We start from the raw sequence: 11,563 nt of genomic DNA on the forward strand, positions 1-11,563 counted from the left end.
TCATCCTCCTTAGAATTTCAATTCCCACTTATCAGTCGGACTGGTCAGGGGAACGTAATAGAATTTCCCTTCGCCTAAAGCAAGGACGGTAACCGCCTCATCCTTCCACTGGCCGCCGACATAGGTAGTTAAAGTGAATCCCTGGCTGATCCAGTTCCATTGGTGGAACTGGTCGCCTTCGTTCGGCCGGAACCCGAGGGTGTTGGCCAGGTCGCTGCCGGGATACGGATAACCGAGCAGATTGTACTCTTTGCCCAGCGGCCAGGTGAAACCGGCCGGGAAGCCGCCGACGAAACCGACCAGGGTCAGGTATTCGCGGCGCCCTTTGTTCTGCGGATCGGACAGGTAAACAAAGAAGCCCTCGACTTCCTTAAAAGTGTAAGACGGCCAATTGGCCGTTTTGGTCATGATGTTGTAGGTCTGGTCGCGATCGTTCCAGTAATGGATCTGGTCACCTTCCGCCAATTGCTCGCCGATCAGGGCTGACAAGGCATAATTGTCCAGCTTGAACGGGGCCGTGATCGCGTTGTATTGCTCTTTTAAAACGATATCAACTTTGCCTACGGTCTTTTCGTTATTAAGCGGATCGAAGATCTTCGGGTCGGCCGAGCTGGGCCCGGGCACTGTCCCGGCGGGAATGATCCTATAGTACGCGTTAATGTTGTTGCCGACCTTGATCTCGTTATTGGCCGCGTCCTTAAAATTATCGATCCACTCGGTCGCGCTTAGATCGGCAGCGGCCAGGAGCCAGGTCTTATTGGCGGAATAGGTCTCTCCGGCCCCGGCCAGGCGCCAGATATCCGCCCGCTTGACCGCTAGAGCGTCGGAATACAGCCACTGCAACCTGATCCCGGAGCCCGGGCTGTCGGCAACCCGCTCGATCTGCGCGTGATTGATCAGGCCGGAGTCCGGGCCGATCGGCGGTTTGGTCGGATCGTCGATGCCCTGCCCTTTGACCAAGGTCAGGTCGAACGGCACGTACCCCTTGTTCGCCGGTCCGACGGTAAATTCCTTCCAGTTGACGCCGTAAATATCGCCGTTAACGTCCGGCTTGCCGACCACGCCGACATAATAGCTTTCCCCGACGGCGGGCATAAAACGGTTATCTTCGAGCAGGTTGACGGCGTAAGTGTTCTCCGAACCTACCCTGACGTCGCAATAACCGTAAGCCGCCGCGGCAGCCGCTTTGTCGCGGCAAGCGACCACGCGGTAGGTCCCGGCGGGCGCCAAGCTCTGGCGGAGAAGACCGGTCACCCAATAGGCGTTGGGATACAAGGGGGCCTGCTGGTCCGCCAGGGCGGCTCCGCCGGCCAACAACGCTATTAAAATTATAAGCAGGAAACGTCGCACTTGTTCTTATTTATACCCCGTTAGTTCGAACCACAGGTCATCGGTAACCGCGATCTGCAGCGGCTGTCCGGTCACGTCGCGGTCAAGGATGTTCTGCGCCGTGTCGTTGACCGCGATCGAATCGGTAAGCACCGCATCGACCCGGGACAATCCGACCTGGACCTTGCGGGCGTTATCGTAAAAGCCGACAGACTTAACGATCAGTTTTCCGCCCGCCTGGCGGTTGATCTCCTTGATCACCCGTTCTACCGTCAGGACGGTCCCCTGGGTAGCGACCCTCATCCCGCCGATCCCTTTGACCTCCCCTTTAGCGCGGTCGAACGAGATCGCCAGGGTGTTCAAGCCAAAACCGGCGGCGGAAAGTTTATAGGTCTCGGTCGAGGCGTTTTGCGCGCCGCCGCTGTTCATGGTGAAGTCCTTGGCGTTCGACTTGGCCTGGTTCTCCGTCACTCCGCTGACGATCCCCCAGATCTTAAAGGTGTAGGTCTTGCTGCTTTCCAGCGTTACGCCGTTCACCATCTCCCCCATCGAGTACTCCGCCACCTTGCCCTGTTTCAGCACGCCGCTGCCGCTGCCGATGATCTCGATCCCGGTGCCGGAATAGTCGTAAGCCGGATCATAGGTCAGGGAAAGCACTTTGGCCGTTTCAAATCCCTTTTTGATCTCGCCGATGACCGGTGGTTGCGGATCGCCGGTCGTGTAAAAATCCGGCTTGGGCAGGACAATGTTGGGCGCCGATGAGTCTTTCAGCTTAACGCTGGTGACCGCGTATATCCCTCCCCCCTTCAACAGAATATAAGCGGTTTCGGCCGGGCATTTTTCAATGCTGATCATTTTGGCGTAGGTGGTGCCGGCATAGGTCTGGTTGTCGGCAACGACCGCGGTGGCAATCCCGTCCGCCGCGAGCGTGTTCTGGTGCGGTTTGGCGGTGAAAACCCCGACGATCTGCGTGCCGTTCAAGACGGTAGCGCTGAGAAAAACGTTGCCGGCGTACAGCGCGCCCCAGGCGGGCGAAAGAGCGGCGACAGCCAACCAACCCAGCAGCAGCCAGACCCCCTTTTGTTTTAATTTGTTCATGTCAACATTTCCTCCTTATTGCTTATTGATCTGCCAGGGCAGCGGCTCGGTCTCCTTGCCCATATAGTTGTAACCGTAGCCGACGCCCGGCCGCAGGACGAATTCCGGCGTCCAGACGCTGCCGTTGAACTTGCTGACCCTGGTCAGCCCTTTACTGGCCAGGTCCCACATCCAAAACTCGTCGCCGCTTTGGCTGACGCCGGCGGTAAAACCCGAGTTGCCGTTCAGTGTCGTATAGTGCGGGAAAGGAGCGCCGATCTTGTTCCAGTCCTTATTGATCACGGCGGCAAAATTGTCCGGCCGGACATTCCCAACTAAGGTGATGGTCCGGGTCGTCTGGCCGGAAGGCAGGTTGAGGATATTCAAGCCGTAGCCGACGCCGTTGGCCAGATTGTTCCAGCTGGCGGAATTGACCAGTTGCCAGGCGGTCCCGTCGAAAACGGCGACCTTGGACAAGGCCTGCTGGCTCGAATTGTCCCAGTTGTAAAGCTCGTCGCCGGCGATGAAGTCGGTCCCGAGCGTTTTGTTCAAGGAATTGGCAAAAACGGTCGGCGAAACCATGTTCCAGTCCAGCCCGACCGTAACGTTGATCTTGCCGACCGCTCCCGCCTGCGAGAAATAGGCCGCCGGGCTTGCTCCGGCTTGGATCCCTTTGTAATACATGGCCGCCGTACCGGTCCCGACCTGGTTTTGGTGGACCAATTTGCCGGGTGAATAAGAATAACCGGTAACTCCGGCGACCAGGGCGCCGTTAGCCGCGACCAGGGACCACTTGCTGTCGTCGTAATTGTTCTGGTAGTCGCCGGCGGTGGCGCTGTCCAGGGCAAAGAGCCGCGGAGCGGGATATAGGTCGTTATTCCAGCTGATCTCCAGATCTTTCCCCTGCCGTTTAATGGCGAGCGGCACCCAGCCTTCGACTTCCGGCGCCGGGCCGGCCGCGCCAAGCAGCGCCGCGCCGCCGATGATCAGCGTCGTACTACCCTCCGTCGCTTTCCCAGCCGGCGCTTCGCCTTGAAAGTCGATCAGTTTGATCTGGCCGTCGGCCGATTGCGGCTGCCCGGACCCGCCGGGGACGACCGCCTTCAAATCAACGCCGCCGGCGGAAGTCGCCAGCCAGAGCAAAATAAAGATAAGGGACAGTTTTTTCATTATTCCATTTACATTTTCGGCTTTTCGAGCAACCCGATTACTGCAAAGTCACCAGCACGATAATCTTGCCGGTCCCGGCGCTTAACGGCTCGAGCGCCTTTCCCAACACCGTTCCCAGCCGGGGATTTTCCGGCGCTTTCATGGCGCAGCCCGGCGTAGCGGAAGTAATCAGCAGGTCGCCGATCTCGATCGGACCGTTCTCGGCCGAGACCTTGGTTTTGACCTGTCCGGCCAGCGCCAGCTTAACGTACCCCTTGGCGGCCATTTGCTGTTCCGCGTCGGGAGTGTTCTTGTCCATTAATTCGTCAAGATAGCCGCCGAGAAAACTCGGTTTTTCCGAAATAATGCCGGCAACCAGCTTGTCGGCCGGCCGCGCGCTTTTCTTGATGTTCTTGGCGTTGGCTTGATCGAGCACGACGACGTCGCCCGGCTCCAGGGCCTTGTCGCTGGCCTTGATCCATTCGGCGATGTCGGCGTACTTGCCGTGATAATCGCCGCCGGCGACCGAGCCCGCTTTCCAGACTCCCCCGTTGGAGTCAACGGTAAATTTTTCCGAGGCGTTCGTTTCCAGCCAGGCAAGGTACTTATAGCCGGTCGTCGTCGTATCCAGGTTGCCGTAATACAGGATCTTGTTGCCGCTATTGCCGGAAGCGTGGGCATAGACAGCTTTGCCGTCGTGCGCGGTAGAAGGCCGATGAGCGGATTTTGTTATGTAAGAGCCAAGCGTCTGTCCATATACCCCGGCGCCTTTGAGCGCGGTCGCGTTGAGCCCATCCCCACCCAAGCCGTCAACAACATCAGCATAAGAATAAAGGGCATGCCATTTCGAGCTTTTCGCTCTCAAAGCGATACCCAAGCTGGAAGTAGCATAGGCATCGATCCGATCCGCGTAGAGGGAGCCATCGCTTCCCCCCTCCAGCCTGGCGGCGTATTTCAAGCTCGTTGAGCCGACAACATGCAGCGGTGAGGAGGGACCTGGCGTGCCGATCCCGACATTGCCGAACAAATGGGAATTGCCGTTGACGTATAAGGCGCCGTCGCTCCCCCCTTCAAACCTGGCGGCATATTTCAGGCTGGTCGGGCCGACAACATGCAGCGGCGAGGTTGGACTCGTCGTCCCGACCGCGACTTTTCCCCGATCGATTATCAGGCTGCCGGTGTCTTTCCCCGGCCGCAGATAGATATCCTCGTTGGCGCCCAGATAAACATATGACGTATTGGTCGTTCCTTTAATCTGTAACTTGCTGGTTGGATTGGTGGTTCCAGTCCCGATACCAATATTGCCGACATCATTGATGACCATCCGCTCTTCAAACACGGACCCGTTGGAAGTAGAAAAAGACAACAAGCTGGGAGCATAAGACACAGGGGCTCCCGTCGAGATCGCCCTGATGCTGGCGCCGGAACGGCTTAAGCCGTTGCCATACCCCCAAAAGAAGATGCCGCCCAGGACATCGCCGTATTGCACGGCGCTCGGGCTGGTCGGGTAACCGCGATAGCGGCGGAACGACAGATACGGGTAAGAAGCGCTGCTGTACTCGTTCAGGTAACCGCCGCCGATCACGTCAAGCGGAACTTCGGGGTTTAAGGTCCCGATCCCGATCTTGCCGGAAAAGAAATTCTTGGGGCCTTTGGCAAATACTCCGAAGCCGCTGACGCTTTCGAACGAACCGCCGGCGGCGCCGCCGCCGCCGAATACCCCGATCTTATTGGTGCTGCGCCCGTAAACACCGTAGCCGTTATCGCCTACCCCGGCAACGCCGGCGCCAACCTCCACTCCTTCGCCCAGGATCCCGATATTCCCCATGGCCGCCCCGGTTACCCCATAACCACCGCCGCTGGTCGGTCCAACTACTTGCAATCTGGCTGTTGGATTAGTGTTTGAGCCTATTCCGACATTACCGCCGGAATAATATATGTTGCTGCCGGAGGAAGACCATTGTCCACCTCCGCTCCCGCCCACAACGCTGTCCGCCAACGCCGCCCGAAAGGCGTAAGGCACGGTGTTAAGCGCCTGGCGCGGGGAGAGGACGGTCTCGCCGACCTTAATTTCCACCCAGTAAGGCCGGTCAAATACCAGGGCGGTGCCAGCCGTGTCGATTTCAGTGGAAAATATGCCGCTGGTGGGATCAGGAGTGACCGTAACCGGATGATCGGCCGTGTCAACGAGATTTCCGCCGGTCAACGCGTCGTAAAAAGTGAAGGTCAATTGCCGCGGGCCTGATAGCCCGGTTAACTTACCGGTAAAACTGATCTTGTTCGGCACCACCCCCCACCCAACACCGCTCGCCGCCACCAGAATACCCAAAACCATAATTAACCCTAATATCTTTTTCATTGAATCTTCCCCCTTTATTGAATAACGAAGCTTAGTAGGAGTCCCAATTCAGCAGATCCTTCTTCAAGACCCACTGCATGTAATCCGTTTGATAGAGCATCTCGACCGTTTCGGCGCGGGAGAGGAGCTTGTTCGGTTCCAAGTTCTTCCCTTGGAGATAATCGAGGATGTTGACCCGGAAAGCGCCTTCCACCAGGCCGGCCGACCAGTGGGTCGCCGGCAGATCGGGGAAAATGTTGGAGTAGGTCTCTTCCGAGATCCCGGCGAACCGCGCGATCATCGCCAGTCCTTCCGCCCGGGTAATATTCCCGTTCGGCTTAAAGAGGTTGCCCGGGTAACCCTTGACGATCCCCTGCTCCGCCGCCTGAGCGATGAATCTGGCCGCCCAATGCTTGACGGGAACGTCCTTAAAGCCGGCATTGGCCGCCGATTCAAGGCTCGCGCCCCGCGACTTCATTAATAATGTAGCCATTTCCGCCCGGGTAATATTCCCTTCGGGCTTGAAGGTGCCGTTGGGATAACCGGTCAGTACCCCCTGCATGGCCAACAAGGAGATCTTTTCTCTCGTCCAGTAGCCTTCAGGGACGTCGGGGAACGGCTGGAGCCGGAGGACACGGACCTTTTTCTGGTCGATCAGCTTGCCGGCCGCGTCTTTCCCTTCCACTACGAGGGCATTTTTGCCGATGGTCAGGTCGATCGGCTGGTTAAAGTTCCCTTTCAGGTCGAACTTCGCGAGCCGGCCGCTGACCAGCAGGCTCCGGATGCGCGGGTCCTTGATCGCGCCGGTGACCGCCAACTTCTCGTCGTAGGTCATCAGCTTGTCGGACTGGACGGTAAGCCGTTCGCCGGTTTCCTCCACCAATTTGACCGGCGAATAGCTGAGCGAGAAGAACGAATTGGAGACGCCGGGCAGCGTGACAAAAGAGTGGTAACCGTAATCGAAGCGGAAACCGCCGTATTTGACCCCGACGCCGCCCGCCAGGTTGTTGACCGTTTGGATATTGGCGCCGGTCCCGTCCCCTTCGATCGCCTGGTCGATCCCGGCACGGATGGCGATCATCGTGATCGGCGACCATTCCACGCCCAAGTGGTAGAGCGGCAAGGTCTTGGCTACCTGGATCTGGTAATCCATGTCGGCCAGCAGCATCACTTCCTGGCCCGTTTTATAAAGCGCATTTTGCTGGCCGAGCAATTTTAGCGCCCCGCCGACCTTCACGTTATGAGGGAATCCTTCCTTGTGGCCGCTGGCATAGTTCAGCGTACCGCCCAGAGACCCGGGCAGAACGTTCTGGAAGGCGGCGCCGAGCGTCAAAGCTTTATGCGGCGTTACCAGCAAACCCAGGTCCAGCTGAGTGCCGGTCGCGTTGCCGTTGCTGATCGAGTCGCCCGACAGTCCGACGTTAAAAAGCTTAAGATTGGCGCCGAGCGAGACCTTGTCCGCCCAGGCTAACTTGTTGTAAAGGCGCTCCAGGCCGGTCGCGTAAGCGAGCGAATAAACGTAATTGCTGTTGCTGATCTGCGGCTGGGACATGTCGATCTCGTAGATCGGATCGTTCGGGTCGGAACCTTCGACCATCTTGGTGGCATAAGCGCCGCCGATCGAATAGCCGCCGAGCCCCAGGGCAAAATTACCGTACTGGGTCGGATAAACTCCGGCCAGCGACAGGTAGCTGTAATCCTCCAGGAACTTGCCGGATAAAGTGTCGAGCTGCCAATCCCTGGTCCGGGCTAACCCGGCCGGATTAATGTAGAGCGCCGAAGCGTCATCCGCCAGGCCGACGAAAGTCCGGCCGAGGCCGATCACCCGGGCGTTGAGGCAGCGATCCGACGGGTCGACGGCCTGGAATTGGGCCGCCGCCATCCCCGCGACCAGCGCGCCTACCATTATTATGGCTAATAAGGCCTTTCTCATCTGGCGATAACGATCCTCAGCTTTTTCATTTCGTTGTTTTCCGGAATCCTGATCGCGCCGATCAGCATGCCGAGCTGTTCTTTACCCAGGTCATCGCGGGCCGGCACCTTAATGGTTATTCGCGCTTGTTCGCCGGCCAGGGGGTGAACGGTCAGCGAGCGGACCTTGCCCGGGCCTGAGCCGGCGGCAAAGACCGTTCCTCCCCCGGTCGGGACGGTAAAATCGGTCTTTTGGGAGAAGCTCGGCCCGACCATGACGAACTGGAGGCTGGAAGGCAATTTATTCATGATCGCGTTGACCTTGATCTCGTCTTCCGGCGTATAAAAGCTGGGCCCGGCCAGGATCAGGCCGATATAATCGGCAAAGCTGTTCTTATCGATCAAGTTAATACTCGTGCTGGCGGTCGTACCGTCCGGATTGTTGACCGTGATCTGGACCGAACTGCCGGTGGCCGCCTTGCCGATGGTCAGCGTGCCGAGGAAGATGACCCCCCGCTGGGTCGTGCCCGGGATCAGCGCCTCCGGCGAAACGACGGTTTGGGAGGACTTGACGTTCGGGTCGGAAAAGCTGACGGTGGCGTCCTGGCTGACGCCGGTGACGTAGAGGGCGAAATTGCTGACCGTGATATCGTTATTCGCGTCCCGCGGGAAACTGGGCATCGGCGGAAAAACGCCGACGACCGCGAAAGCGGGATCGGTGTTGGTGACCGCGAAATTATAGGTCGCATAACCGGAATCGGGATTGGTCACGACAAAAGGCGCCACCCCGCCGGAAGCAGCCGAGCTGACGGAAAAACCGACCGTGATCCGGCCGGAAGTGACCACTTCATAAGAAGTAATGGTGATGCTGGAGCTGAGGTTGGAAACTACCGCCGCCGGATCGAACAAGGCCCCTTCGATCGTGGCAAAAACTGTTTCCCCGGCGTTCGCGCCGGACGGCGACATGCCGCTGATCGCCGGCGGCGTGACCGCCAGGTTGACGACCATCAGGCCGGCGAACACTTCGTAGCTGGAGCCGTCATTCTTGATAACGCGGATGTTGCGGGCGACGGCCTCGGCCGTAACGTCGCAGGTCAGGTCAAAAGTTATCTGGCTGTCGGAGACGACGGTCAGCGTCCCCGGGTCGATCGTCAGGCCCGCGGCCGGGGTGAACTCCACGGTCGTGACATGTTGCAGATCGCGGCCGGTGATCGTGATCCGCTCATGGCTCTCACCGGTCATAATGGACGATGGGGAGACCGAATCGATGATCTGAAACGGTTTAACCGCAGCAAAAGAGGCAGTGGTCAGTAAGACAACCGCGGAAACCAGCATTAGAAATAAGCCGGTTTTCTTCATATTCGCAGGCAATAATATCATTGCACACTATAATAGTCAATGTTACAATTGCCGTCGGAGGGAAAAAATGAAATATTTTGTTCCGTTAGCTATCCTCGTCTTGCTGGTCGGCTTAAGCGGCTGCACTTCGAGCGCCCCGCTCGAGCGCGCGACCACGACCACCACGCCCGCTACCACCTCAACAACGGCCGCAACGACCACCACGGCCGCCGGTACGACCACGACGACCGGCACCGGACCAACGACTACCGGCACGCCTACCACTTCCACAACAACGACCACTACCGGCCCGGTCGCGACGTACACGGTCAACGGAACGGCCAATATCATGGGGTACGGGATCGCCGGCGTGCTGGTCACGATCGAAGGCGTTGGCACCACGACGACCGATCCAGCCGGGAACTTCTCCTTCGGCTCGGTCCCGGCCGGGTTCTGGAGCATGACATTCTGGCAGGCCGGCTGGACATTCGATCCAGCCTCTGTTTCTTTCGTTCTGACCGGCAATTTGACGAAAAATAGCTCGGGTGAACCGACCGACTGGACGGCGCAAAAAGTCGGCACCGCTCACCTGACCGCCGCGACTTCCATCGATGCCGGCATGTTTATTGTCGGAAAGAACAGCTCGGTCATTTTACAATCAACCGATGGCGGCACGAATTGGGTAACTGCCTTTACCAATAATCCGACCTCCGAACCGTTGATCGCCTGCTTTAGCATGCCGGGAAATACCCTGGGCATAATCAATCAAGATGGTTCAATCTTCCAAAGCACCGATCCGACGGTTACCGCCTGGGCTTATTATTTCCGGGTCATCAATACCACCGAAGCCTTGGTCGATTTTAACGCGGCCAGCAACTTAACTTGGGAAGTCGTAACCGCCGGCGGCAAGATCCTCTGGAGCGGGGACCAAGGCGCAACTTACCTTGATTCCACGGAAGCCGGCAGCTTTGTCCACGGCATTCAGTTGCAGGACCCTTATACGATGGTTGCGGCCGGGAACAACGGTTATGTCAAATATTACGACGGCTCGAGCTGGATCAACTTGGGCCCGGGCGGCTCGGAAAACTTTCATAAAGCGCTATTTGATACAAATGCCGCCTTGCTGGTCTCCAGTCAAGGCGTTATTTACAAAAGCACGGATAACGGCGTGAATTGGGCCCGCAGTTTAACCGGCTTTCCGGCGACGTTTGAAGGGGTATTTATCCCGGGGGCGCCGTCATTTACCGGCTCGATCGTCTGCGGCAGCAACGGCTGGGTCCTGAAACACAAATAAGGACTAGAACAGCCTCTGCCCCTGCGGCTTGACGCGGACGCCGAACATATAGTTGCGGCTCCCGGCGTTAAGCAGGTCGTCCCCCTGCAGCAGCAGGTCCATGTAATCCTGCATTTCGTGTTCGTACCCCAGCCTGACTTTCGGATTGTTCGGCCGCGGGTTGTTGATATCGTATATATCGGCCAGAATGTTACCCTTGGCGTTCGGATACAGGACCAACCCGCCGCCCAGCTGGCTGTTGATCACGCCGAGCCGGAAACCAAAACGATCGTTCGATTTATTGGTCAGCAAAAAGTCGAGCAGCGCCGGCGTCCGGCTCGGACCTTCGCCGAAACCGAGCCGGTAATAGGTCTGGTCGCTCTGGATAATATCAACGTCGCCGCGGACCGCGTTCGCGGTGGAGCCGACATCAACGCCGCCCGAAGCACGCATGTTGACCCGGCCGATGTTGGCGAAAAAGGCGTTGGCGGAAGAGAGGGTCCGCTCGGTCTCGTGGATCGTCCCCTTGACGTTCGCCTGGAACTTGGGATCGGCGACGATATCCTGGATCCCCTTGTTGGTCGCCCGCAGTTCCTTGGTCAGCTCTTCCAGCTGGATCGCGGTCCGGTCGGCCACTACCACCGCGTTGACGAACGAATGCTGCAGCGCCGGGTTCTCGATGATCTTGCGGACGGCTTGCAGAATAGCCCTGGTCTCTTCCAGGTTCTTGGAACCGATATCGACGAAATCGACGATCGCCGAAGTGCGGGTCCCGGGCAAAATCTCCCCTTTAACGTACATCACCTCGGAGGTCCCCGGCTTGATCTCCAGATATTTCACGCCGACGATCCCGTCGTAAGAGACCCGCAGGACCGAATCGGCCGGGATCTTGATGCTTTTATCCACGACCGAGAAGATCTTAATGTCGTACGGGCCCGGATCGATCTTCATCACCTTGCCGATCTTGGAGCCGCGGAAGCGGACCTCGGAGCCGATGGTCAACCCTTCGATGTTCTCGAACGAAGCGATCACTTCGTACCCCTGGCCGATCATGAAGATCTCGGTCTTCCAGGCGACAACGGCGGCCAGCAGACTGAGACCGAGGATGGTGACAAGCCCGACCTTGGCCGCGGTGGATAAACCCATAT

At 58.2% G+C, this 11,563-nt stretch carries 8 protein-coding genes; 1 reads left to right on the forward strand and 7 read right to left on the reverse strand.

Features of this window, described 5'->3' with window-relative positions; all coding sequences use genetic code 11:
- Nucleotides 1–9: 9 nt before the first annotated feature.
- The 6 genes from WC529_07480 to WC529_07505 are packed head-to-tail and all read right to left on the reverse strand — an operon-like array spanning nucleotide 10 to nucleotide 9,163.
- Complete coding sequence (locus WC529_07480) at nucleotides 10–1,314, reverse strand: hypothetical protein (GenBank protein ID MFA5114117.1); 1,305 nt, start codon at nucleotides 1,312–1,314, stop codon at nucleotides 10–12.
- 42 nt (nucleotides 1,315–1,356) lie between these two features.
- The gene (locus tag WC529_07485) at nucleotides 1,357–2,427 is read right to left on the reverse strand and encodes a hypothetical protein (GenBank protein ID MFA5114118.1); all 1,071 of its coding nucleotides are present in this window, start codon (nucleotides 2,425–2,427) and stop codon (nucleotides 1,357–1,359) included.
- A gap of 15 nt (nucleotides 2,428–2,442) precedes the next feature.
- Nucleotides 2,443–3,576, reverse strand: coding sequence for a hypothetical protein (locus WC529_07490; protein MFA5114119.1), 1,134 nt, complete (start codon nucleotides 3,574–3,576; stop codon nucleotides 2,443–2,445).
- A gap of 37 nt (nucleotides 3,577–3,613) precedes the next feature.
- Nucleotides 3,614–5,914, reverse strand: a complete 2,301-nt coding sequence (locus tag WC529_07495) for a hypothetical protein (GenBank protein ID MFA5114120.1) — start codon at nucleotides 5,912–5,914, stop codon at nucleotides 3,614–3,616.
- A gap of 31 nt (nucleotides 5,915–5,945) precedes the next feature.
- Nucleotides 5,946–7,799: an S-layer homology domain-containing protein gene (locus WC529_07500; protein MFA5114121.1), complete on the reverse strand. Its 1,854-nt coding sequence runs from the start codon at nucleotides 7,797–7,799 to the stop codon at nucleotides 5,946–5,948.
- 23 nt (nucleotides 7,800–7,822) lie between these two features.
- A complete protein-coding gene (locus tag WC529_07505) occupies nucleotides 7,823–9,163 on the reverse strand; it encodes a hypothetical protein (GenBank protein MFA5114122.1) in 1,341 nt (446 codons plus the stop codon).
- Nucleotides 9,164–9,230: 67 nt separating this feature from the next.
- On the opposite strand from WC529_07505, the gene WC529_07510 reads away from it, so the two are divergent.
- Nucleotides 9,231–10,436: a hypothetical protein gene (locus tag WC529_07510; GenBank protein ID MFA5114123.1), complete on the forward strand. Its 1,206-nt coding sequence runs from the start codon at nucleotides 9,231–9,233 to the stop codon at nucleotides 10,434–10,436.
- A gap of 3 nt (nucleotides 10,437–10,439) precedes the next feature.
- Here WC529_07510 and WC529_07515 read toward each other — a convergent pair whose 3' ends face one another.
- Nucleotides 10,440–11,561, reverse strand: coding sequence for an MlaD family protein (locus WC529_07515; protein MFA5114124.1), 1,122 nt, complete (start codon nucleotides 11,559–11,561; stop codon nucleotides 10,440–10,442).
- Nucleotides 11,562–11,563 lie beyond the last annotated feature (2 nt).

The sequence above is a fragment of the Candidatus Margulisiibacteriota bacterium genome, assembly GCA_041650855.1.
Lineage (GTDB): Bacteria > Margulisbacteria > WOR-1 > O2-12-FULL-45-9 > XYB2-FULL-48-7 > JALOPZ01.

Coding starts and splice junctions, on each gene's coding strand:
- WC529_07485 (MFA5114118.1), bottom strand. CDS start 2,427: ATGAACAAATTAAAACAAAAGGGGGTCTGGCTGCTGCTGGGTTGGTTG.
- WC529_07490 (MFA5114119.1), bottom strand. CDS start 3,576: ATGAAAAAACTGTCCCTTATCTTTATTTTGCTCTGGCTGGCGACTTCC.
- WC529_07495 (MFA5114120.1), bottom strand. CDS start 5,914: ATGAAAAAGATATTAGGGTTAATTATGGTTTTGGGTATTCTGGTGGCG.
- WC529_07500 (MFA5114121.1), bottom strand. CDS start 7,799: ATGGTAGGCGCGCTGGTCGCGGGGATGGCGGCGGCCCAATTCCAGGCC.
- WC529_07505 (MFA5114122.1), bottom strand. CDS start 9,163: ATGAAGAAAACCGGCTTATTTCTAATGCTGGTTTCCGCGGTTGTCTTA.
- WC529_07510 (MFA5114123.1), top strand. CDS start 9,231: ATGAAATATTTTGTTCCGTTAGCTATCCTCGTCTTGCTGGTCGGCTTA.
- WC529_07515 (MFA5114124.1), bottom strand. CDS start 11,561: ATGGGTTTATCCACCGCGGCCAAGGTCGGGCTTGTCACCATCCTCGGT.